We start from the raw sequence: 26,354 nt of genomic DNA, 5'->3' as shown, positions 1-26,354 counted from the left end.
GAAACACGCCCCGGAAGCTCCAGCTTCCAGTGACCGAAACAAACGCAATCAACCCCGACTCGCTCGTTCAACCTTCCTTGATCGTCGGGAAGCTAGAGCTTCCTGAGAACAGCTTACCCAAGCTGGAGCTCTCATCGTTATACATAAGTCAAAAATTACCGTTTTGCAATCTTAGCTAATGAGGCCTCGATACCATTTCTAGTCGCCCAACGTTCCCGACTTTCCCTCACCTAACGCTAGGTGAGGGAAAGCCACTGATGTTCAATATCCGCAGATTTATCAAACAGCACCGTTTTCAAGTATACGATAACCTCTGTTTAGCAAGTTTACCGATACTTGTGTATAACGGCGAGAGCTGGAGCTTGGGTAACAGCAATCAGGAAAATTTAAACATCCTCAAGCACCTTCAAGGTCTGTTGGGCTTCCTCGATACCTATAAATTTGTCGTCTTTGCCTACGGCCCGCTCAAGATACTCTTTTGCCCGTTTGCTATCGCCTTGTTTGAAATACACCATACCTAACCGGTATTGAGCGATCGCCGATTCGGGCGCGAGAGCGGTCACTTTCAATAGCAACTCTTTCGCCCTTTCGTAACTGCCTTGCTTGTAAGCCAGAACGGCAACCGTATATAACATATCGGGATGCCCCGTTTTCGCCAGCGGTGCGGCCAATTTGGCCGCACGATCCAACGTTGCGCTATCGTCGCCCAGTTCGGTCAAATAACGGACCCAATTATTCAATGCCACCGCCGAAGTCGGTTTCATACGGTAATTTTCCTCCAACAAGGCAAGCGCTTTATCATGAGCTTCGTCGCGGTGATAAATCGCAACCAAATCACCGGTCAACGTCGTCGATGCCGTATTTTCGATGCCTTTTTTCAAAACTTCGACCGCTTTGGTTTTATGGTTTTGATTGAGAAAAATACCGGCCAGATTGCGGTACGGGTTTTCCCACTCGGGCTTGATATCGATCGCCTTGTTGAATGCGCCGACTGCATCATTCGTTTTGCCCGCCACGGCCAACACACCGCCCATCAGATTGTAAGCGACAAAATGCTCGGGTTGCCGCTTCACGGCTTCTTGAAGCTTGACCAAAGCGCGGTCCGGTTTTTTTAATTGGAGCAGGGTATTGACCAGCTGCGTCAACGGCTCGATCGAATCGGGTTGTTTGACCAAAGCATCGGCAAAGCGCTCGGCCGCCTTTTCGGAATTACCTTCGGCTTGGTAAGCCAAACCGGCCAAATAGTACCCCGTCGCTTCATCGGGAAAGGCTTGCTGCACGACATCCGAGACTCGGCGGGCTTGCTCCCATTGCCGTTGAGACAAATAAATCTTGAACAAAGCTTCGAGTCCTTTTTTATGATTGGGATCGGCTTGCAACAGCGCACCGATTTGCTGGACGGCCTTACCGGGATTACCGGTAATCAGCAACAATTCAGCTAATTCGAGTCTCGCATTCTCGTCGGTCGGCTGCAATTGCACGATTTTTTCAAGATTTTCCAGCGCAGGCACCGGTTCTTGATTCAAGCGATGGGCGGTGCTCAACAATTTCAATACAGCGACATCGTTCGGGCGATCCGCCAACACCTCGCGCAAGTCTTTTATCGCATCGGTCAAGCGGCTTTCGGCGAGCGCCAACTCGCCGCGCAAAATCAAGGCATCGCTTTGTTTGGGCTGCTTTTGCAACACGGATTCGAGCAATTCGGCGGCTTGCCGACTCCGTCCGGTATTGGCGTAGAGCCTTGCCAAGCGATTTTCGGCATTGATGCCCTGTACGCCGGAAGGATCGGCCTCGACGATCTCCAATAACGCCTGCTCGGCTTTATCGGTCAGATTTTGCGCCAGATACAAATTAACCAAGCCGAATTTCAGCACAAAGTCGTCGGGATATTCTTCCAATAACGGAATCAGTTCGGCTTCGGCGATTTCCGGCCCCCGCTTTTCGGTCAGGAAATCGAGCAGATTGACAATCGCCTGCCGATTGTCGGGCAAATCGATAACGGCATCGCGCAATACGCTTTCAGCCTTGTCGAGTTGATTGTGCTCGATCAAAAACAAAGCCAAACGCTTACGATGCAGCAAGGGTTTCGGTTCGATTTTAATAATGTCTTCGAGAGTTTTTTCGGCCTTGTCGAAAGCTTGAGTCTTGACGTATAGATTGACCAGCATCAAGCGTAACGAAGTATCGTCGGGATTTTGACCTGCATAACCGCGGACAAACTCGATCGCTTGATCCAGTTTGCCCGATTTGGCCTTGAGCGATGCAAGCAGCAATACGGCAGGAACATCACCCGGCCTTTTCGCGAGTGCGGCTTCCGCCTTGACGATCGCGGCATCACTACTATTTTGCGCGGCCAGAATCCCAGCCTGCAAAACCAAGGCATCTGGACTCTCGGCATCGATCGCCAACGCCTGTTTCATCAATGTCTCGGCCTCTTGGACTTGACCGGCCAACAGATAGATTTGTCCGAGTTTGACGCGAGCCTTCAAATGTTTCGGATCGGCATTGGCGACCTGCCGGTAAAGGTCTGCGGCTTGTTGTACATTGCCCAACTTTACTGAAATCTCGGCCGATTCGAACAAGGCTTCGACTTGATCCGGCTTGAGCTCAAGCGCCTGTTCGAAAGCCGCAAGGGCTTGCTCGTAATCGCCCGTTTGAAAAAATTGCTTACCTTGTTCGAGATATTCGTTCATTTTACGTTCGGTGTCGTCGCAGGCGGTCAAGGCTGCGGAAGAAAGTATGATGAAAAGAAAGGAACGGTACTTTCGTATCAAAGACTTCATGAATAGTTTTTTGGTTCTGAAATTCGGGCTGTTCTGACGGGTTTGCCGATTGATGTTTCTCCGCATTTTCCAAGAGCGGAAGCTGCCGACGAGGCAATAGGCATAAGTTATCGCCCCTTCCCAAACTAGAGTTTGGGAAGGCAGAGTCCGGAAGCTCTAGCTTCCGGAGACCAGTCCGACCGATTGAGCTACGGGTTCCTACGGCCCTCCGTAGAAACCCATGCGTTGGCTGCCGAGGGCATGATCGGTATGCATTCACAGGCTAGAACGATGGAACGAGGCAACATTAACTTCTCTTTCACTTTTCCGGTTCTCACGGTCCTCCGTGGTAACCTAGACGTTGGCTGCCGAAACAAGATCGGTATGCATTCCCACGGAGGACCGTGGGAACGAGGGAATGCCTGCAGTCTTAGCCTATAAGACCTCGATGACTTTTATTGCAACCCACCTTTAACGACTTTCCCTCACCTAGCGTTAGGTGAGGGACGATCTGGGGATCGCTCCCACAGAGCATCCGCCCCCTTGTGGGAGCGACGCCTTCGTCGCGACGATCGAAGCCCCAATCGCTCATGTTCCATAGTCTTGCCGGACAACATGGCAATTTAGCACTTGGTCGCTGCCCTTTTTCTGGTTTCCACGGTGCTCCGTGGTAACCTAGACGTTGGCTGCCGAAACAAGATCGGTATGCATTCCCACGGAGGACCGTGGGAACGAGGGAATGTTTAGACATCGTTCGATATTTCTTCTTTTAACCGCCTTCCTCAATTTCGTCAGGTTCTTGAACTTCTTCAGGTTCTGAATCTTGAGCGGATTCCTGCATTTCATCCACGATTTCAGTCTCTTCGTAAACTTCATCAAGCTCGGTCTTGCGCCTGTACTTTTGCTCGATCAACTTGTCTTCGTATTCCTGAACGATGTTTTCGAGCTCAACGCTTTTGAATTGAAAAACCGGCTCGGCTTGCACCAATCGAGCCCAAAGACTTTGCCCGCCATAATCTTTGAGCATGTCTCGAGTCGCTTGATACATCTTGATATTTTTATCCTCGCAGGCATCCAGTTCCGAAACGGTAAACTCTTGTAGTTTTTGCAACTCGGCATGTTCCAAGCTCAATTGGTTTTTGGCCTGATTCAAAACCTTATATTTTTCGACAACTTCGACCAATTTTTCATGAGTTTGATCAAGCCGACCGCGAACTGCTTTATTGGTGCTTTTTTCCGAGTCCAGCTCGCCGCTCAGCTTTTCTTCGCGTGAAACCGCCGCTTCATGCTGTTGTTTCAGCGTTTCGATTTCTGCGACAAGCTTATCGTTTTCGGATTTCAAGGCGTCGCGTTCGGCGGTCATTTCGCGGACCATCGCCTGCAGCTTGTTGATGACACGCGCGCTGCCGCCGTCGTCTCGCCTGGCTGCCTGAGCATAAACGGCATTCGATAACAATGAGGAAACAAACAAAACAGCCAAAAAAATTGAAATGATCTTGATCATGGGAATTGATGATATACGGAAATTGATCACAACGGGCCATCCGGACAGGACAAACATTGGCTCGCTTTTTCTATAGATTTCACGGCTCTCAACAACATTAAAACTTGGTATTGATATCGATTTGGAAAATGTCGATACCATAGGGCGGCCCGGTTATGGCTTCTGCGGTTAGCCAGCGGCTAGTTAACCAGACATTGTTGAGCAGCCCATAGTTAGCCCCGAGAATCCAGCCTTTAGCATTCGTGCCGCCGAGGTGAAAGTCCGAATCCGAAAAGGCATCGACTACCGCATCGCGTTCGACTCGTTTATAAGCGACAAAAGTACTCCAATTGCCTTTTTTATCGACTCTCAGCCAACCCAAGTCGGCACGTAATTGCCAAGCCGTAGTTTGTTCGTCTACTGCCCCGCTGCCCAAAGCGCCGCCCAATACTCTCGCGGCTGCCACTTTTTCGCTATCGAAGCCAATGTTTTTTGCATAATCACCCGATAACGTAAGGTGAATGGGATCAAATAAAGCCATGTCATAGCGTGCGGTAAAATTGACGATTTTAAACTCAGACGCTAAACCAACCATACCGGGAAATTCGCTGGGTAAAGGATCATTAAATGCACCGTCACGGCAGATTGTTGCCAGCGTATTACCGCCTTGCATGAATTCCGGCATCGAAGCGGTATTTTCACGAGAATTGACATCGCAGGTACCGGATGCGGTCGAGGTATTCGGCCTGGCTGTGATATTTTTAAAATCATAATAAGCCAAAGCCATTCTCAGATTGTCTTTATTTTTAAATCCCCAGTCCAAACCAACCTGTCCGCCGAACAGCCATTTATCGTTATGACTGAATGGAGCTTCCTGCAGCGGAAAAGCCCCACCTGTCGCGTAGAGTACTCGTGCGCCATCACCTAAACCATTAGACAATCCTAAGTTGTATCGATAAGTCGCCGCAAAACCTTCGAATGACAAATCGGTATCCCAAACCAACTCGGAGCCACTGGTAAACTCCCCCCCTCCAACGAAAAACGGATTTTTGATACGTCCGCCCATCAGAGAGAGCCAATTAAAACCGAAACTGTCGACATCGTCGTATTGAAGATAGGCTCGGTCGATGTTGAAGTCATAACGATCGCCGGTTTGCCCCATGGTTTGATTGGTTGAAACGGGATCTCTGAAATTACCGGTCGATAGACGGATTCCAGCTTTCAAGCCTTCCGCGATATCGGCATCGATGCCCAGCCGAAAACGTTGCCGAAAGCGCTGATTATTCGTCGTAGTATTTTCGATAAGGTCCAACCCCGCATTTCTGGCACCGTCCATTTGATTGATTGCTTGTCCATTCGGATAAAAAGGGAAAATACTCAAGCCGCTGGCATTTTCATCGGCATAAAACACCGGCTCATAACGCAACCGCAAATCCCCCGACAACTTAAACTTTCGAGTCCATTCCGGCAGGGCATCGGCCAAACCCCAACCTTCTTCCTTGGCCTTGCTGATCACATCACCAGTCACATCCTCGCGCAATTCGGCACGAATCTCATCGCGAATTTGATCCTTGATGAAATCGGGAATATAAGAAACCCGGACCTCCTCATCGTCTGGCTCACCTACCGATGCCGCATTACTGAGCGCCGCGGCGGTCCTTGCTTGCGATGCGATCTTACCGGCTTCGGCTTCGGCTTCCTTGAACATCGTCTCGGCGGTTTCTTCGGTCAAAATGCCTTGTTTGACCAATTGCTTGATTAGGCTTTCGGTCGTGCTGCGCAGTTTCAGCAATTCCTCTTTTTCACCGGCCTGCACCGGCCCTAAAACGCTCAACAAAACTAAGGCCGTGACAGCCTTTTTCTGTAACATTGTGTTTCCCATTAACTGAAGTTAAATGCGGTTCGTAATTCGAAATTTGATCGGCTGTTTCATCCCGGCCGGCGGGGCTTTATTGATTCGTTTCAACTTGGCGAGCGTCATTTGCAACTTTTCGTCGACCCGAGCATCGTTACTGCCCCGGACCAATTCAAATCGAGTCACATTGCCTTTCTTATCGACCCAGATACGAACCGTCGCCGTGTAACGCGTTCTGCGTAAATCGTCTACCTCGGAAATCACCACTTGCATTTGATTCCTGATAATATTGCCGTACCAAGCGTTGGGATTGCCGCTCAACAATCCGCGCCCGCCTTTCCGTGCAGCCAAGCCAAAGCCGTCGGAACCGGCGCTGCCGTCAGCATCAAGTCCCAAACTATCGGCAGGCGGCGCGTCGTCGACATCCGGGAGATTCTCAGGCTCCGGATCAGGCTCCGGGATCTTTTCCTCAATCTTTTCCGGCTCGGGCGGCTTCTCAATTTTCGGTGGCGGAGGAGGAGGCGGAGGCGGCTTCAGCAATGTAATCGGTTGAATTTTTTTTTGCGGACGCTCGTCGCTTTCCTGTTTGAAATTGCTAATGCCGTAGATGATCAATGCAACTAAAATCGTACCGATCCCGCCGCCGATGATCTTCGGCAGATGCACCTTCCAACTTTTGTTTTTACTCATAACCGCGTTACTTGACCAAGTTCTGCGTCACCAGACCGATCTGCGTAATATCGATGCGGCCCAATAAAGCCAATACATCGACGACGTTCTGATATTGCACGGTCGCATCGCCTTTGATGATCACCGGCAATTCCGGATCGGCCGCACGGTATTGTTGCAGCAATGACTCCAACTGCTCCAAGGTTACCGGGTAGGTATCGAGAAAAATCGTACCGTCGGCCGTGATCGTGATTGCCTTGGTTTTCGGCTTGGCCAAGCTCGGCGTATCGCTGGCTTTCGGCAAATTGACGGTAATTCCCTGTACGGCGGCCGTGGTCATGATGATAAAGACGATCAACAATACATAAGCCAAATCCAACATGGATGTGACATTGATATCGTCGTAACTTTCCAATTCTTCTTTGTAACGCATAATAAATAACTCGTTCTGATTGGGTCGGGGCGAGAAGAATGAAGTTACTCGCCACCTGTCAATTCATGAGGTCCGCTGATTAGTCGGAGTAACGCTCGGAGAGTTTGGCCGTGAATTCGTCGACAAAAATATACATATCGGCGGTAATCAACTTGATACGGCTATTCAAATAGTTATAACCGAACAAACACGGAATCGCGACAACCAAACCGGCAACGGTAGTAGCCAATGCCGCCGCAATACCGGGCGCGATCGCATTGACGTTAACCTCACCACTTGCGGCGATTTCGCCGAAGGTCGCCATAACCCCGATTACGGTACCGAGTAGACCTAAAAAAGGACCGCCGGAAATAGAAATTGTCAGTAACACCATCAGACTATTGAGTTTTTGCGCTTCACGAATCAAACAAGACTCCATCGCTGCACGAATCGAATCCATGCCTTTTTCGGAGACAACCGCCTCGGCAACATCGGCGCCGACGCTCTTGGCAAAGCGATGGTGGAGTTCTTCGACACCGACATGATACAACCGGTAAACGGAAGACCCGGTAAAACGTTCATGCCCGCCGGCCAACGAAGCCAACAATGGCGAGGCATTGACCGCTTCGTCGTCCTCGGTGTCTTCGTGGTTCAGCGCTTCCAATTCGGCGGTTTTCAACTTCATGAACTCGTCTTCGAAGTTGCGGTTTTCCTTGTGATTCTTGATCAAGACCAACGCCTTCGCGGCCATCACCAAAAAGCTGATGACTAACATCACCGCCAAGATCCCGATGATAATCCACCCATCGAGCGAGACATGCTGCATCGTCGACAAAACATGCGACTCGCCGCCGTCTTCGGATTCCGGAGACAAATCTTCGCCGTATACCAATAACGGCGAAGCCTGCCCCTGCATTAAAACATCGAACTTGATCGCTTCTGCTGAACGCGGAGACTTGTAAACACTCAATTGGTCGATAGCACCGATCAAACCGCGCGCGCCATAGGCATCGGCGCCAATAGTAATATCGCCTTCCAAGCCGGGAACTATTACCGAAAATGATTCGGCCTCGGCTCCGTCCAAATAAATCACTACCCTATCGGCAGTTACGATTGCGGCAAAATGATGCCAACTTCCCGGCGTTAAGGGCGTAGAAACCGGGAACGTTTGCAGCTCCCCGGAAGCATCGGCAAGCTCTAAGTTCGCCGTTTGTTCTCTAACATAGAAAGTAAGCGTTTCTGTCGCGCCGGTTCTTTGAAAGATCACTCCATCTTCATTTGGTTGATCGATTTTCAACCAAGCAGACAAAGTCCAGCCTGGATCGGGCATCGTCAATAAAGACGCGGAAGCCGGTATTCGAACGATTTGCTCGCCTTCAAAAACTCCCGCATGTCCAATCAAGCCGCCTTCTCCTGCCGCGACAGTCGATTCGGACGGATGATTCGCATAAGCGGTCATGTCGGCAACACCATCTTTGGTAAACGGCAGACTCAAGACTTGATCGACCGGGAAAACACCGCCCGCATCCTGCCCGTCAGGCGCCAGAGGATTACTGTAATACATATACAGAGTAGGTTCCGGGGCCTTTGCAATATCTTTCGGTAACTTGACCCAAATCAATGCCATTTCATTGATTGAGTCCAGTTTTTCGATATAAAACTTCAACGGCGTTTTGTCGTCTCCCGCCATAAAGCGGATATCCTTACCCAAATCCGCGATATCCATGAAATAGGCAAAATTGCCGGTGTGTAAACGAATCAATGCCACGGCATCTTCCGAAACGCTAACTCCCGCCTGCTTGAGATCCAGATCTATTTTTTTCTTGTAACTCCAATCGGCGTTCCACCATGCGCAGGCCATTTGCGGCATCAGCATCAAAAAAAATAACAAAAATCCAAATCGTTTCATTGGTGCTCTCTATTGCTTAACTTAAAGCAAAATTATTTCAGAGATTTATGACACGATTATGACGGTATAAGCAGTATGACGATCTAATTTCGACTAAAAATGCGTCGATCCAATAATAAGGTATAAAAAAAGTGACAGATAACTCGAAACACAGTTATCAAAGCTCGAATAAAAAGAATTAAAGATGATTCAAAGCAACGATAGGTGCGAAAAATCATCGCAAACGTAATACATTTCATCAATTTTTAACACAACTGTAAAACTATAGACGCATTGTTGTGAAAAAATTCTCCTAAGTCGAGTGGCTTATTACGGGCTATTCCGTAAAGACATTTAGTCAAAGCAAATTATTAGCTCACCGCTACTTTAAAGAACTTGTTTGAAAGTGTCTTTTAGAGAGCTTTTTAAATATTCAAAGGCGCGTGTGAATTTTTATATTTGCAACCATTTCCATTAACTCTTACGAGAATTTAATCATGAAAAAACATGCGTTAACGGCTGCTTTAGCGGCTCTTTCCATAACCGGGTTTTCCGGCGCGGCACAGGCCTGGACGCCGAGTGACACGCCTGACCTGGAGCTGTTCATGTCCGGAGCTACAGCAATGGACAACGCTATGACGAGTATGTTCAACAATATCTGCGAAGACACCGATTATTACACCGATCCCAATAATGGCGCAGGTTACCGAGCCTTCTTTTGTACCTTGACCCCGGCCAATGTCCCTGGACTATCCGCCCCGAAAAAAGTCCTGTTCATCAAACGCTCGGCGGGCGGTTCGGCACAAGGCGTCAACCCGTTGGCAGAAGAGTCGCAACTGGATGCACTGAATATCTTTAACAACAACTGTACCGAAGACACTCCCGGCAAATGGACATGCACCATCAACAACCCGGGCGATTTAACGCCAAGACATCCCAATATCGGCATTTCCGATGTAGACCCTTTTATGTTCCGAGGCCGGAATACGCCGAAGGGTTTCAAACCGATGACACAGCGTGGCATCCAAGCACTGGAAGTTAGGGCGGTAGCCGCATTGATTTTCGGCGTGCCGGTAACCAATGGTTTATATGATGCGTTGCAAACCGTTCAGATAGACCGGGGCGAACTGCCCGGCTCCTGCGCCAAGGGTGAATATACCGAAGAATGTATGCCGTCTTTGAGTAAACAGCAAGTCGCTTCATTGATCACGGGCCAAATCAAAAGCTGGGATGAATTCATCGTCACTAAAGACGGTGTTGATCATCCATTGACCCAATATCCCGGCGTTACTCCTCCGCAAAGCGATCTGATGCATTTCTGCAAAAGGGTCGACGGTTCCGGTACCGGCGCCCAACAATACGCGAAATTCCTGCACCATCCATGTACGCGATGCGCGATGGAGCCGATGGTTTCGGATCCGGAAATCTCCGATGATAATCCGTTTGAGGGTCCTCGCGTTTTCGAAAACTCCGGCTCCGGCAATATGGACAGATGTTTGGATGACTTCGGCAAAGGCACCAATACCAGCGGCTTAAACAGCAACATCAGTGGGCAAGCAGTGACCGCTTGGGCAATCGGCCAACAAAGTTTGGAAAAAAATGCCAATAACGCATTTGCCTATAAGTTCATAAAAATCGACGGTTATGCGCCCACTTTGAAAAATGCGGCCAACGGCACTTATATGGATTGGGTAGAACCGACTTTCCAATGGCGTAAAACCGGCGCAGGTTCACCATCCGGCGATACGTTGGCAATCATTGAAAAAATCGTAGTCGATGCCGCCAATCCTACGACCGTTGGTAGCGTCCTCAACCAGTCTTCCAGTCACACTTTCGGCAAATCGGGTTATTTGGCGGTCGCCAGCAACGGTCACCCCTTCTCGCACATTGTCGATGAAAACGCTCCGGTGATCGGTTATTCGCATGCGGCAGGCGGTCTATTGGATAACTGTAATGTCCCGGTATTGTTGAAAATCGATTCGGACAAACCTTTATAACTTGTGCTAACCCCTCTCTGGAATCCGAGCCTGCAATAGGCCGAGCAAGGATGCACTTTTATTTACAGCCTCCGCCCTGCGGGGGCTGTCCTGTTTGTAACATGCTAACAATTCTATGATTAAAAAGGCTTTTTCGACGATTCGTTGGTTATTTGTCGTGGTTATGTGCTTAACAAGCTCATTAGCACTTGCAGAAGACGAAAATCACTTCGACCTATGGGAACTTAGAGTCAAAGGCAATACCTTGCTGGACCGTAAAACCATCGAGCGGGGAGTCTACCCTTTTTTAGGCGAAGACAAGAGCATCGATACCGTGGAACAAGCCCGCGCCTCTCTGGAAAAAATCTATCACAGCCAAGGTTACCAAACAGTCGCCGTGGACATTCCGGAACAGGACGTCGTCGGAGGCGTGGTGTATTTGGAAGTGACCGAGGGCAAAGTATCCCGTTTACGCGTCACCGATTCGCGTTATTTCTCATTGGGTCGTATCAAAGCCAAAGTTCCGGAATTGGCCGAAGGAAAAGTACCTAATATTCAAGTCATGCAACAGCAATTGGCTGACCTAGGCAAGGAATCGTCAGATCGAAACGTGGTGCCGATATTACGGGCCGGAGAAACGCCCGGTACGGTCGAGGTGGATTTAAAAGTCAAAGACAGCATGCCCATTCACGGAAAAATCGAAGTCAACGGCAGAAATGTCGCCAATACTAGCCGCTTAAGGACGGTCGCATCGTTACGCTACGATAATTTATGGCAAAAATTCCATAGCGCCTCATTCATGTATCAGACCGCGCCCGAAAAGCCGGAAGAAGTCGAAGTCTTCGTCGGCACTTATGTCATGCCCTTGCTCGATACCGATGCCAAACTCGCTCTGTATGCGGTCAGTTCGTCCTCGGATTCGCAAATTGCCAGCGCCGGCGCCTTATCTGTGATCGGCACCGGCGATATTTACGGCGCCCGATTGATTTTACCGCTGACCGGCAAAGATCATTATTCACACAGCTTTACTCTTGGCGTCGATTACAAGTCCTTTGCCGAAGATCTCAATTTACTCGGGGCCGACACCTTAAAAACTCCGATCACTTATTTACCGTTCATGGCTCAATACAACGGTACGGTAAGCGATGAGAACTCCCTGCTGTCATTCAATTTAGGCGTGAATTTTTCAATTCGCGGCCTCGGTAACGATGAGCAGGAGTTTGCCGACAAACGCTTTCTGGCCAAACCGAATTACCTGATGCTCAACGGCGGCATCGATTATAAGTACAACCTGCCTTGGGGAATGGATTTTGTCAGCCGTATATCCGGTCAAATCGCCGATTCGCCTATCATCAGTAACGAACAATACTCGATCGGCGGCGATGACAGTGTTCGTGGCTACTTTGAAACTCAAGTACTGTCGGATGACGGCGTGCAAGGTTCGGTCGAATTATATTCGCCGAGATTGCTCCCTTTTGACAGCGATTGGGAAGCCGTCAATACCTTTCGGGGCCTGGTCTTTTTAGATGCCGGACGAGGTTGGATAAAAAGCGCACTGCCCGGTATCGATAACAAAATTAATTTGGCCAGCGGCGGCGTCGGCCTTCGGTTTCAGGCGTGGAAATATTTGGTTGCCAATCTGGACGTGGCATTTCCGTTTATTTCGCAAGGCACGATCGAAAGCGGTGACCCCCGGCTGCATTTTAGAGTCGCCGCCGAATTTTAGAGGTAATGAACATGGCTAATCAACAAACCAGCAAAAAATCTCAAAGTTTCTCAACCGGCTTCACGCTAAGTCCCATCGCTGCTTGTGTCAGGATTGCGATGCTCGGCGGGATCGGAATGTATCCGTTGACGGCAACGCATGCGGCAGGAAACCTGCCGGTCCCCAGCCCGGTTTGGGCCAGCATGGGCAATGCGACCGCGTCGATCACCGGCAACCACATGCGCATCGATCAGCATACCGATAGAGCAATACTAAACTGGCAAAGTTTCAATATCGGCCAGGATCATTCCGTACACTTTCAACAACCCGGTGCGAACTCCATTGCGTTGAACAGGATTTTTCAAAATGATCCTAGCCGTATACTGGGAACACTAACAGCCAACGGCCAGGTCTATTTGGTTAATAGCAATGGATTCGTATTCGGTAAAAATTCGAAAGTTGATGTTAGAGGTTTGGTGGCCTCGACGCTGTCAATAACCGATGATGTTTTCGATCAAGGTATCACCAAGGTTTTTGCCAACAATGGAACGGCAGCCTTCAACGGCAACGGTGACTTTTATCTAAAAAACGAAGACGGCAGTTTTAGACTCGATGAAGATGGCAACAAAATCAAAATTGCAATAAACATCGATGAAGGCGCCCAAATCAAATCAACCGAAGGCCAAAATATTTTGATCATTGCGCCGACTATTACTAACGAGGGTAATATCGAAGCCGATGATAGGCAGGTCGTGTTGGCTGCCGCAACCGATAGAGTCTATCTACAAGAAGCGGGCAATGAAGGTTTATTGGTTGAAGTACAAACCGGCGGCGAAATCAACAATTTAGGCAGCATCGCCTCTAAACGCGGCACGATCAGCTTAGTGGGATTTGCCGTCAATCAAAAAGGCAAAGTCTCGGCTAGCACCTCAATGAACATCAATGGCAAAATCCGCCTTATCGCCCGAGAGGGAGCCACGACCTTCCAAACGCCTGACGGGTATGCCATGCAAGCCAGCAGAACCACACGCGCTACCGATTCTGGCGACAATTTAGGCAAGTCGGCCACCGTCAGCCTTGGAGAAAACAGCCAAACCGAGATCTTGCCGGAATTGGACACCGGTTTGACTGCAATCGACGAACAGGCTCAACCGCTCTCGCAAATCGACATCATGGCGCACAAGGTTCATTTTCAAAGCGGTTCGCAAGTCAACTTGCCGGGCGGAAAAATCAATGTCGTAGCAACCCAAAACCCGTCAAACCCTCTGCAAGCCTCGGCCAATCGAAATGACAGCCGCATCTTGATCGACTCCGGCGCTAAAATCGATGTTTCCGGCGTAAAATCGACTGTCAAACCGATGGAAAGTAATGTCGTCGCAGTCGAATTACGTTTGAACCAACTGAGTGATGCACCGCTACAGCGAAATGGAGTGCTATTTGGTGAAACCATTTTTGTCGATATCCGAGCCGGTACACCGTTGGCCAACATTCAACCCGCTATCGATGCTATCGAGCGTCCTTTGGGTGAACGATTGGCTAAAGGCGGTGAAATCAACCTCAGCTCGGAAGGCGATACCCTTGTTAAAGACAATGCCATACTCGATTTTTCCGGCGGCGCGGTAAAATTTTTAGACGGCTATATCCGCACTTCGAAATTAATCTCGAATGGCCGAGTGTTCGATATCAGCGAAGCGCATCCGTCATTGCGCTACGACGGCATTTACGGAAAAGTCGTCAAAAACCATAAAAAATGGGGCGTTGAGCAAGCCTGGATTACCGAAGGTCCGTTTGCCTTGGCACGCAAAGAAGCCGGCTATACCGACGGCCATGATGCAGGCAGTCTGACCATTGCCAGTCCCAATGTCATCCTGGAGGGTCAGTTAAACGGCACAACCGTCAGCGGTCGATTACAACGCACCTTGGCGGAACGCCCCAAGGGCGGCACGTTGACGATCGACATGCGCTCCGCTTCGGAAGTCGATCAAGCAGTGGTATTCGCCAATGTCTTGACAAGTTCGACGGTCAATGTCGACTTAAACCAGCCGTTCCCTTCCTCAAACGATAGTCGATTCACCCCGTTGGTACTGCGTACTCAATCGCTGTCACAAAGCGGCATCATGGACTTGTCGGTGTTGGCGCACGGTACCGTGACTGTTTCCGACGGTAGTAGACTTAAACTGGCCGATGGCGCTCAATTGAATTTACAAGGCGGAGCTATCACTATCGGCGGTGAAATCAAAGGCGCCGGCGCTCAGGTAAATCTTGCCACTGATTTGAATGCCAGAACTCAAGGCAGGCTATCCGGTGCGATTACACTCGGCAGTAATGCCAAGATCGATCTTCAAGGTGGTTGGGTCAACGATCTAACCACACCGTTCGATCTACTGGATAACAATAAGATTACTTTGGATGGCGGTAGCTTTATTGCCCGCGCCAATGGCGATATTGATATTCTGAAAGGCAGCCGCATCGACGTCGGAGGGGGAGCTTGGTTGCAAACGAGCGGCAATATTCAAGACGGTAAAGCCGGGGGTATCCATCTTCACGCCGAAGCAGAAACGACAGGTTCCAACATAACATTGGACGGCACGCTCAGCGCCTATGCTATTCGTCAAGGCGGCACGCTTGAACTGGAGGCCAATGCGATTGCGATTCTACGCAGACGCGAAGAAGAATTGGAAGGGCTACGCCCTTTACAACTCGAAGCCGATTTTTTCGCAAAAGGCGGTTTTTCCGATTATATTCTGACTGCCAATATCAACGGCTTGGTCGTTGACGAAGGCGTTAAAATCAAACTGCAACAAACTAATCGTTTATTGAATGGCGATGCCATTAATCGTAGCAGCTCGAATAACATTGCTGGAATATCTCGACTGGGCAAGCTCCCTGCGATCGACCGCCTACCGAGCAATTTAACTTTGCAATCGGTTCACAGCATCAACCCGAACCCTAATAGCCATTTAATCGTTAATAACAACACCGAGATCACTGCCGATGCCTTGAGCAACGTCTCGTTAGTCTCCGATTCGTCTTTATTTTTCGATGGATCGATCAAAGCAAACGGCGGTAACGTGGCCTTGAGCATCATTCCTCCGCAAGGCTTGCCGACGCTGGACCCATTGTACCAACCCCGCCAGGGACTTTGGCTCGGCGACAATGCGCGAATCGACGTTTCCGGTATCGCGATGACGCTTACCGACGAGTTCGGGCTCAAAACGGGCATGGTCCATAATGGCGGGAATGTCAACTTAACCGCCGCGCGCGGTTATGTAGCCACCAGCAGCGGCTCGCAGATCGATGCATCGGGAACGGAAGCCTTGCTAAACCGCCCTCGCCTATTGCCCGGCGCGGAAAATATTACCTTCAGTACGGAAAAAGTTGGATCGCACGGCGGAACTATTACCATCAGCAGCGTCGAAGCCATTTTCATCGAAGGCGGCATGTTGGCCAAAGGCGGTAAAGCGCCCGGCACGTCCGGCGGCACTTTAACGGTCCGTCTAGACGACACCCTCAGAGAAATCCCCGTTGAAGAAGGAGTGATTCCTAACTTTCCGATAAAACCGAGCATTCTCAATTTCTCCCAAACTAAGAATGAATTTTTTGACGCCTCCTTCAGCCAATACGGCGATGCGCTCCCAACCGGACTGCAAAGACAAGGCTTTATAGCGGCCCAACAAGTGTCCGATTCCGGTTTTGCAAATTTGAACGTGCAAGCGGACGGCGAAATTCGCTTTCAGGGCGATATCCATTTGGATTTACAACATGCCGTAAACTTCGACAGCCCTAAATTGGCTTGGCAACGACTGTCGGAAAGCGATACCGGACGCGTCGTTTTCAATGCGGCTCATGCGGCTTTAGGTTCGAGCCGAACCCGACGTGCGACCGGCAATCCAACGGGTGGAGACGGCCAACTTCAGGTCAATGCCGACCTAATCGAATTATTTGGAGGTGTTTTTACCGCAGGATTCAAGCAAGTCGATCTGAACGCGGATAGCGATATTCGCTTAAGAGGCATTCGTACTTTGTTTACGCAACGCGACTATCTGGGTGAATTTTCGACGTATTCGGCGTTGAACCTTAAGGCCGATCAAGTCTATCCGACAACGCTCAGTGAGTACAGATTGACGGTCAAAGGCGATCCTAACGGAAGCATTGCGTTCAGCAGCGGGGATCAATCTCGACCGATCTTATCCGCCTATGCGAAATTGACGGTCACAGCCCCGAACATTCAGCATGACGGCGCCATTAAAGTGCCTTTCGGCGAATTGACCTTCGATGCATCTCAAACGATTCATTTCGGCGCAAACAGTTTGAGTTCGGTATCCGCCGAAGATCAAATTATTCCGTTCGGTGTTACGGAAGCCGGTTTGGAATGGTTATATCCGATCGATAATCAAAATCTGATCGTGCAAACGCCAACCAAAAAAATAACCGTCAATGCGGACCGAATTCAACATGACGAAGGCGCCGTTATCGATATTTCCGGGGGCGGCGATTTGCTGGCCTACGAATTCATCCCCGGCATCGGCGGTTCCGTCGATGTCTTGGCTACCGGTAATTCGTTTGCGATCTTGCCCAACCATTCCGGTTACGCACCGTTCGACCCGCTGGAATTTCCCGGTTCGGGTTTGTCGATCGGCGACAGCATTTATTTGGGTGAAGGGAGCGGTTTAAAAGCCGGTTATTACACGCTATTACCTGCGCGCTATGCATTGCTTCCCGGATCTTATTTAATAACACCTCAGCAAGGCAGCGACAACATGGCGCAAGGCAGCCGTTCGGTCAATTTAGACGGTGCCTCAGTCGTGGCTGGTTTTAGGGCAATTAGCGGCACCGGAATCAAGGAACAGACTTGGTCGGGTTTTGCGGTCGAGCCCGGCGAAATTGCCTTGACTCGTTCACAATTGGACCTATCCACAGCCAATCAATTTTTTGTCGAACAAGCACAGCGTAAAGAATCGCCGATTCCTCGCTTACCTGAAGATGCGGGATCGCTGCTGTTCAACGCAAAATCACAATTAGAACTGCCCTCCGTTCTCGCCAACGCCAACAACGGCGGGCTGGCAGGTTTGGTCGATGTCATTGCCGACAACATCGCCGTGGTCAATGACAGGACGGGCGCTGAAGGCCGCGTAGAACTGAGTGTAAGCGATCTCGATACCTTTACCGTTGGCAGCTTATTTTTAGGCGGTATCAGAACAATCGACAATGAGACCGGTGCGATCAATCTTGACGTCAAATCCAAAACTGTCGAAATCGCCGAAGGAACCCGCCTCGAAGGTTCGGAAATCATTATGGGCGCCACGGACAGGATTGAGCTCCAAGCCGGTGCTCAAATCGTGGCAACAGGCGGCAAGGACAGCTCGGCTCCCGGACAGGTGTTGACCACCCGCGGTGACGGCGCGCTATTGCGGGTTTCCGGCGATGCGCAAGCACAAATCGTCAGAACGGACACGCAAGGCCTGAGAGGCGACCTAGTAATCAACGACAATGCCCAAACCTTAGCTGCGAACGGCTCCATACTGTTGGATTCGACCCGGAATCTACAAATGAATGGCATGTTGGATGCCGGCAAGTCGTTAAATATTGCCGCTGAAGCCATCAATATCGGTGAAGTAAGCGAAAATTTACCCGGGCTTTCGTTGGATAACGGGCAGTTGAGTCAATTGAATGTCGAACAACTGGTGCTGACCAGCCGCAGCAACTTGAACATTTATGGCGGCGTTTACCGCACCGATGCTTCGGGTTTAGCGCTCAGAAACAACGAGCTCGAACTAATGCCGATTGAATTCAATCTTTTGACGATCGCTACAAAAGGTATTGCCGGTTTTGACAATTCCGGCAAATCCGCCGGGCTTTCTGCCGATACCGTTACGTTGATCAATGCATCCAATTCAGTACAGACCGAAAAAGGCAACGGGACGGGCTCCTTGTCGATTGCTGCCAACAATCTAGTATTGGCGGGAGGCGACTTTACCTTGTCGGGATTCAATGATATCAATTTGAATCTAGCCGAGTCGTTAATCGGTTCTAGTGTAAACACACTCAACACTCTGGCCGACACGACGATCACTGCAGGCTTTATTACCGGTACTTCAGGCTCCGAGACCAGGATCGATGCCGACACTTATCGCTTAGCACTCAATCATAACCCAGCCGACTCTGTGGATTCGCAACCGGGTATTGCGGCACGTCTCAATTTAAACGCAGGCCATGTCGTCATCGATACACCATTACAATTCAACAGCGGTATCGTAAAAGCGAATGCTAAAACAGGCGATATTGTCCTCAAAGAGAATGCCGCCATTGATGTTTCCGGAACAATGGTAAGAGCGGGCTTAAGCGAATCGGCTCCGATATCAGCCGGACGAATCGATTTGACCGCGCGGCAGAACATTAATACCGAAGCCGGTAGTCAACTATTGTTGAACGCTATCAGCCCACAAATGTCGGCGGGATCTCTAGCGCTTTCCGCAACCACGGGATTGGTCAATTTGAATGGCACGATCAACGCGAAGGGAGGTCATCAGGCCGAGGGGGGATCGGTTCGGCTCGACCTCGGCAGCATGGGCGGTAACCCGTTCGGCTTGATGAATCAGAGCTTAGTGGATTCCGGTTTTAGCAGAGCAATAGATTTACGATTGAGAAATGGCAACCTAGTCATTGATGAAGAGGATTCGATAAGCGCGAACGATATCAAATTAACCGTCGACAAAGGCGCATTGACGATTGCAGGCACGCTCGATGCCAGCGGCCAACATGGCGGTAGCATTGAACTCAATGCTCATAGCAGACTAACCTTGTCCGGAAGCGCACGATTACATGCCAACGCCACCGAAGCATCAGGCGATGGCGGCAAGGTCAGACTCAACTCGACTAACGGAGGCGGTATCAGCATTCAGAATGGCGCATCGATCGATGTCTCCGCCAATGGCGGCCGTGAAGGCGATGTGCATATTCGTGCCGAACGCTTGGCAGGTCAGGTCAATGTCGCACCGATTGCCCCCGGCACCATTATCGGCGATTCTAACGTCGTGATCGAAGCAGTCGCGCAGTACAACCTTAACAGACTGGACGCTGCAGCAATCAATAGCCTTAGAAACGATACCGCTTTGTACATGAATAGCGTTTCGACAACGGCATTCGGACCTGGATTCGAATTAGCTCCCGGCATAGAGGTCAAATCGGAAGGCAATCTCACCTTGGCCGCCAACTGGGATTTAGTCGATTGGCGTTATGGACCCGAACAAACACCCGGCTATTTGACCTTGCGAACCGGTGGAGATTTGTTGTTCCAAAACGGCGTAAGCGACGCTTTCAAAAATGGCGTACTTCAGGTGACGCCTACCTTTTCGAGACCTGTGATCGATATGTTGCAACCCGGTCGTTCATGGAGTTACAACTTCGTTGCCGGCGCGGACTTGAACTCTTCCGATACAAAAATGGTAGTGGCCGCGGACAATCTGAATTTCGGCGATGTACGCCTCTTCAACGATGTGAAGATTCGCACAGGCACAGGGGCCATCGATTTCAGCGCGGGACGCGACATTGTCTACGGCAACGATAAATCGGTCGTCTACACGGCAGGAAGACCGGACGATGAGGATCGTTTCGGGTTTCCATTGATACGCGTGGCTTCCAACTTTTATGTCGAATACCCCAAAGACGGCGGCGATATTCGTTTCAGTGCCGGACGCGATATTCGCGGTGCGGTGACTAATCAAATCGCCTCGGACTGGCTACTTAGAACCGGAAATTGGTCCCGAAACGAAACCCACACAGGGGAAAGACCGACCGCTTGGGGCATCGCAATCGGTACGCGAACCGGTTCAGGCATCGCGCCGGATTACCGGCAAAATGTCGGCGCCTTGGGCGGCGGTAATATCACTATCACTGCCGGCGGGACGGTTAGCGATCTCTCAGTGGTCATTCCAACTACCGGTAAGCAAGTCGGACAGAGAGTCGATCCGAACGACTTTACTAATCAAAATTACTTAACCAATGAAGTCGAGATCAATGGCGGCGGAGACCTAAACATCTCCGCCGGAGGTGACCTAAAAGGCGGCATCTATTACGTCGATAACGGCACGGCGACATTTAACGTTGCCGGCTCGCTCAATGCCGGCTCGTTCAAAACCGTTAGCATTACGGAAATGAATCCGATATTGGCCTTGGGCAATGCGCAATATCACATTACTGCCGGCAAAGATATCGCCCTACAAGCCATTATCGATCCGATGATTTTGTCGCAACCGGCCAATAAACGCCCGGATTTACTATCGATCTTCTTCAGATACGGTGAGAACAGTGCGGTCAATCTGACTTCGCTGACCGGAAACATCAGCCTCGGCAACGATGTTTCCGGGGTAGTCGATTTAATGAATTTCCAACGCGGCGCTCTGATCAGCTTCGACGGTGGAGCCAGGGATGCTCTATCGGTGGCCCCTGGAACATTGAAGGCCTACGCTTTATCAAACGACATCATATTCAAAAATGGCTTGATCATGTATCCGAGCAAAGTCGGTCAATTTGAGCTTTTTGCCGCGAATAATATTATCACCGCCAGCAACGGCAATGCCGTGAATGTGACGATGTCGGACACCAATTCGAATCTATTGCCGACTGTATTGAATCCTGCTGCCAACTATAACGACGCCCGGCTGAGATTGGTGCTGTCCGGTATCACTAACGAGCCGGACAAAATCTATGCTTCGATTCCAAATCATATCAATGATCCTATACCGGCTCTGATCAGCACAGACGTTGGCGATATCCTGGGCAAGGACCCTTTCCAATTCATTATGGCGAAACCGACACAAGTGTCGGCCGGTCGGGATATTCGTAATGTCAGCTTGCAATTCCAGCATAATATCGAAGGTGCCGAATCGATCGTATCGGCCGGTCGCGATTTCAAATTCGACATCGTTCGAAATCCCGCTACCGGAGCATTGGTTAATGTTGTTCAACGTATGGAGGTGTCGGGTCCGGGCCGTTTGACAATAATGGCCGGAAGACATGTCGACTTAGGTTCTTCCGAGGGCATCACGACTACGGGCAATCAAGTCAACACGGCATTGGCGGAGGATGGTGCTGCAATTAACGTGGTTGCAGGATTGGCTCAAACTCAATTCGCGGCACCGGATTTTATGAAAAGCTACCTAAGCAATGGTGAAAGCCTTTACGAAAGTTACGAGCTTGCGGTTGCCGACTATATGCGAAGAATCACCGGCAATGACGATTTGACAGTGGATCTGGCGCGAGCAGCCTTTGCACGCTTGCCGGCTGTTGAACGATCGCATTTCAACGCACCTTATTTAGCGGACTTGATAGAAACCTTCAACGGACTCATGAAAAATTACGGTAATCGTTTTTCGATTGCTAAAAACAGTTTCGATAGCGCCAGCGATACCCAGGCCCGGTTCAATTTCAAACTAGAAATGGATAAAGCGCAGTTTGAACTTCTAGCTGCCATCGAAACGCTATTTCCGGGAACCACCGTTTTGGCCGGTCGCCAAGATTATACGATAGACCCCGCCAATGGCACTGTTTTCAGAGAAGGAGCTTCGGCCAGCAGTATCTTGGAAGATGCATTTTCTAAAGATAGAAATAAAACCCAAACCGGCGATATTTCGATGTTTTTCAGCAAAATACACAGCACCGATGGCGGCGACATCAATTTATTGACGCCCAATGGCGGCATCAATGCCGGTTTGGCGGTTAATTCCAGTGGCGCCAAAGATGCATCGCAACTGGGTGTCGTAGCCATCAAAAAAGGTGCCGTGCATTCGATTGTCCGAGACGATTTTCAAGTGAATACGACCCGAGTCATGACGCTCGGCGGCGGCGATATCTTAATCGGATCGACGGACGGCAACATCGATGCCGGTAGGGGAGCAAAAACAGCCTTGGCGGCCCCCGCTCCGATTATTCGCTTCGACAGTGAAGGCAACATAATCATCGAATTACCGCCTGCCGTGGCCGGCAGCGGTATCCGAGCAAACATGGCGCCTGACGGCAGTCAAGGGGATGCCTTATTGTTTGCGCTTCAAGGCATTATCGATGCTTCGGAAGCCGGCGTGGGCGGCAAGGACGTCACCGTGGGGGCGACAGCCATCGTTGGATCCGACAATATCGATGTCGGCGGGGTATCGGTCGGCGTGCCAACCGCTTCTACCGGCAGTTTGGCTGCCGGCCTCGGTAATGTCAATAATGTCGCGGCCAGCATAGCTCAGGCGATTGACGATACCTCGGATGTTGCCAAATCAGCAAAAGAACAAATGGACAAAGCCGGAGCGCAGGGAATCATCAGTGTCGATATCATCGGTTTTGGCGACGAAGATGTTTGATACGACCTCCTTTGCCAAGCAACAGCGCATTTTGTCATATTAATGTCATGATTCCTTCACCGAGCTGTCATATTGCACTGGCATAATTCCATTGAAACATCTGAATCTTAGGGTGACCTGCTTATTCCACTAGCTACTAAGTCTGAGCGCTCGCGATGACATTCTATTTTAGCCGACAATTTCTATCGTTTTATAGGCCCGGCTCAACGCCAGCACTCTTCCAAAGCTAAATCGCTACTTATTTCCAATTTCAACTACTGTTTTAAGGAATATTTTATGACCATATTAGACCTATCATCGGGTTCACTAGAACCGGTAAACATTAAGCCATATACGGAAAACCGAGGCAGAGACTACTGCTTCAAACGCAGTCCTAAATCGCGGCTATTGATTGGCTTAATGATTGCTATCAGTTCATTGTCTCTTTCTCAGGTCGCCGAAGCTGCTCCACCTAAAGTCAGAATCGACAAGATTACACCGGTTGATGAAGGCACAGTTGTTACTTTGAATGGCAGCAATACTTTTGATATTGACGGCAAGGAATTGACATATACGTGGAGGCAAATTCAAGGCCCCGATGTCGTCATTAATAACCCAAATGCTCCTATCGCCTCATTCACTGCGCCGACTATTGAAAAAACCGATAAACGTTCCAAACCGCTCAGATTACGCTTCGAATTGGAAGCCGATAATGGCGATGACAGAAAAGCAACTGCAAAAAGACGTGTTGCAGTCCGAGTTCTACCTGTCAATAATCCGCCTATCGCGAATGCCGGGCCGAATCGCTCGGTAACTTGGGCAGCGGCTTCATCAGGAATTGACCTAAACGCATCCGGCAGTACCGATGACGGACAAATTATTCAATACCGATGGAAGCTCTTGACTAAAAGAAACCAATTACCAAGAGGCGCCAAAGTCAGATTAATAAACCCAAAAGCAGAGCTTGCTTCATTTACATTTGACAGTCCCGACCAAACCTCTCCGGTTACATTGGATTTTGAACTGTTCGTTCGGGATAACGACAGAGCCATAGACAGAACTAACGTTTCTATAACCGTAGCCGAAGGACTCGCTTCCCCAGTCGCCAATGCCGGTAGCGACCAATCTGTAAATTCAGGCGCCTCTATTAATTTAAGCGGTGCGGGAAGTACGGGAACCATTAACAGCTATGTTTGGGAACAAACCTCCGGTCCATCGGTTACCTTATCCGATGCAAATAGCGTAACAACCGGCTTTACTGCGCCAACCGTTACTGAAGCAACCGTTTTGACTTTTAAATTAACTACAACAAATAGCGCGGGCACATCGGAAGATACGGTCAGAGTCACCGTCAATCCTATTGAGGCGGCTCCGGTAGCCAATGCCGGCAGCGCACAAACGGTCATATCGGGAGCGTCCGTAACGCTCAACGGTGCAGGCAGTACCGGAACCATCGACAGTTACGCATGGGAACAAACTGCCGGACCTTCAGTGACCCTATCCAGCCCGAACAGTGCTTCAGCCGGATTTACCGCGCCGACCGTCGCCGCACCGACCGTTTTGACCTTTAGACTCACGACAACGAATAGCGCCGGTTCATCGTCCGCAACGGTTAACGTGACAGTCAATCCAATTGTAGTAGCTCCAGTAGCTAATGCCGGCAACGCACAAACGGTCATATCGGAAGCGTCCGTAACGCTCAACGGTGCAGGCAGTACCGGGACCATCGACAGTTATACATGGGAACAAACTGCCGGACCTTCAGTGACTCTGTCCACCCCAAACAGTGCTTCAGCCGGCTTTACCGCGCCGACCGTCGCCGCACCGACCGTTTTGACTTTTAGACTCACGACAACGAATAGCGCCGGTTCATCGTCCGCAACGGTAAACGTGACGGTTAATCCTCAAGCAAGCGGTGATATCAGCGCCACTTTAGAAACCGATGACCTTATTCTAAACGATCCAACCGTATTGCTATTGTCGAATATACAAGGAGGAACTCAACCCTACACTATTACCGTAGATTGGGGCGATGGGGAAATTACGGGACCGGTTACTCTCAATGCCGGAGTTACGAATTACAACGCTGAGGATTTCTACTATGAAGAAGTTGGTTCTTACAATATTACCGTTACGATCAGGGATGCAAGCAATCAAACGACAACATTGACCGAAACCATTATGGTTACGGAATCCGCCGAATGTAATTAATCGTAAAAGCATGCCGACCTAGATCGAACATTTCATCTAGGTCGGTTTGCTTAGGATTTGGGCATAAATAACTTCCCTATTTTATGGAGGGTTCGGTTGCTCGAACCCTCGACAAAGCTCATAGCTCCAGGACGTTATTTATCACGAAATCCTTTGTACCTTTCGCATTTCAAATTTCGGCAGTGCGAAAGGTATAGTTACAAATAGAGAAGGGTTGTAAAATTGAGCGAACTGAAACACATCATTTCCCTACGAATAGAAAACAGTCTTCGTAACGCTGTTCAAGTCACCGCATCGAGGTTTTACGTTCGGGAGTCGGACATTTACCGCTTCGCGATCAACTACATGCTAAAAAGGTTCCGATGCTTGCATGAAGACGACTTTACCGGCAGCGATTTGCTACCATTGATGCTTGATATCCGCGAAGAGTTAATCGACAGCCTGTCATTAAAGAAGCATCAGCTTTTCAACATTATGAATGGCAACAATACCCACCCGGATAAGTTCGTTGCGATGTCCGATATTGAACTGCTGTTAACGCCTCGTCATTTGTTGAAACAGCGGCTGCAAAAAATCGACGATACTCCTCGAACCGATATCGATGCCGAAACCTGGCTAAAGCAATATTTACTTGAGAAATATCAATCGTTGCCGCTTCAGGAAAGCCCCGCCTTACAACCCCAATCATCTACTCCCTTTTGATTGAAAAACCGTCTAAGAATAAAAGGTATGGGATGTATCTATCGAGGACCGCCGTGAACCCAGCACCTAAATTATCCAATATAGTTAACCATAGCCAATGGACTATGGAATTCATCCAGCACCTAAATTAGCCATGACATTAAACATAGCCAATGGGCTATGGAATTTAGGTGCTGGATTTAGGTGCTGGGCGAACCCATCCATGGGGGCTTGACGGCAGCGATCCCTGCTGCCGACATCCTCGCTAGCCACACCCCATACCTTTATAAAGTTAACCATTTTTTGGATATAAAGGGAGTAATTGAAAACATGCCAAAGGCATTCTCCGCAATCGATTTATACCTTTCGCACTTCAAATTTCGGCAG

General features: G+C 49.7%; 11 protein-coding genes. 5 read left to right on the top strand and 6 right to left on the bottom strand.

The features are described from left to right. Positions 1 to 386: 386 nt before the first annotated feature. The 6 genes from WJM45_RS05835 to WJM45_RS05810 form a co-directional block, all read right to left on the bottom strand. On the bottom strand, positions 387 to 2,783 hold the full coding sequence (locus tag WJM45_RS05835; protein ID WP_341328030.1) for a tetratricopeptide repeat protein: 2,397 nt from the start codon (positions 2,781 to 2,783) through the stop codon (positions 387 to 389). 748 nt (positions 2,784 to 3,531) lie between these two features. Then, positions 3,532 to 4,266: a hypothetical protein gene (locus WJM45_RS05830; protein WP_341328029.1), complete on the bottom strand. Its 735-nt coding sequence runs from the start codon at positions 4,264 to 4,266 to the stop codon at positions 3,532 to 3,534. Between the two features lie 97 nt (positions 4,267 to 4,363). After that, positions 4,364 to 6,115, bottom strand: coding sequence for a putative porin (locus WJM45_RS05825; protein WP_341328028.1), 1,752 nt, complete (start codon positions 6,113 to 6,115; stop codon positions 4,364 to 4,366). A 21-nt stretch (positions 6,116 to 6,136) separates the two neighbouring features. Further along, complete coding sequence (locus WJM45_RS05820) at positions 6,137 to 6,790, bottom strand: energy transducer TonB (protein WP_341328027.1); 654 nt, start codon at positions 6,788 to 6,790, stop codon at positions 6,137 to 6,139. Positions 6,791 to 6,797: 7 nt separating this feature from the next. After that, positions 6,798 to 7,202 carry a biopolymer transporter ExbD gene (locus tag WJM45_RS05815; RefSeq protein WP_125220254.1) on the bottom strand — a complete coding sequence of 135 codons (405 nt, stop codon included), beginning with the start codon at positions 7,200 to 7,202 and terminating at the stop codon, positions 6,798 to 6,800. Positions 7,203 to 7,281: 79 nt separating this feature from the next. After that, positions 7,282 to 9,090, bottom strand: a complete 1,809-nt coding sequence (locus tag WJM45_RS05810; RefSeq protein ID WP_341328026.1) for a DUF2341 domain-containing protein — start codon at positions 9,088 to 9,090, stop codon at positions 7,282 to 7,284. A gap of 476 nt (positions 9,091 to 9,566) precedes the next feature. Between WJM45_RS05810 and WJM45_RS05805 the strand changes: the two genes are divergently transcribed. The 5 genes from WJM45_RS05805 to WJM45_RS05785 all read left to right on the top strand — a co-directional run bounded on the left by WJM45_RS05805 (position 9,567) and on the right by WJM45_RS05785 (position 25,988). Then, positions 9,567 to 11,066: a hypothetical protein gene (locus WJM45_RS05805; RefSeq protein WP_341328025.1), complete on the top strand. Its 1,500-nt coding sequence runs from the start codon at positions 9,567 to 9,569 to the stop codon at positions 11,064 to 11,066. A 115-nt stretch (positions 11,067 to 11,181) separates the two neighbouring features. Next, on the top strand, positions 11,182 to 12,771 hold the full coding sequence (locus WJM45_RS05800) for a POTRA domain-containing protein (RefSeq protein WP_341328024.1): 1,590 nt from the start codon (positions 11,182 to 11,184) through the stop codon (positions 12,769 to 12,771). A gap of 11 nt (positions 12,772 to 12,782) precedes the next feature. Next, positions 12,783 to 23,096, top strand: a complete 10,314-nt coding sequence (locus tag WJM45_RS05795; RefSeq protein ID WP_341328023.1) for a filamentous haemagglutinin family protein — start codon at positions 12,783 to 12,785, stop codon at positions 23,094 to 23,096. A gap of 276 nt (positions 23,097 to 23,372) precedes the next feature. Next, positions 23,373 to 25,286 carry a hypothetical protein gene (locus WJM45_RS05790; protein WP_341328022.1) on the top strand — a complete coding sequence of 638 codons (1,914 nt, stop codon included), beginning with the start codon at positions 23,373 to 23,375 and terminating at the stop codon, positions 25,284 to 25,286. A gap of 222 nt (positions 25,287 to 25,508) precedes the next feature. Then, complete coding sequence (locus WJM45_RS05785) at positions 25,509 to 25,988, top strand: hypothetical protein (RefSeq protein ID WP_341328021.1); 480 nt, start codon at positions 25,509 to 25,511, stop codon at positions 25,986 to 25,988. Positions 25,989 to 26,354 lie beyond the last annotated feature (366 nt).

Source organism: Methylotuvimicrobium sp. KM2 (assembly GCF_038051925.1).
In the GTDB taxonomy this organism is placed as follows: Bacteria; Pseudomonadota; Gammaproteobacteria; order Methylococcales; family Methylomonadaceae; genus Methylotuvimicrobium.
Note: the sequence above shows the minus strand (reverse complement) of the source record. Positions and strands in the feature narration are given on the sequence as shown.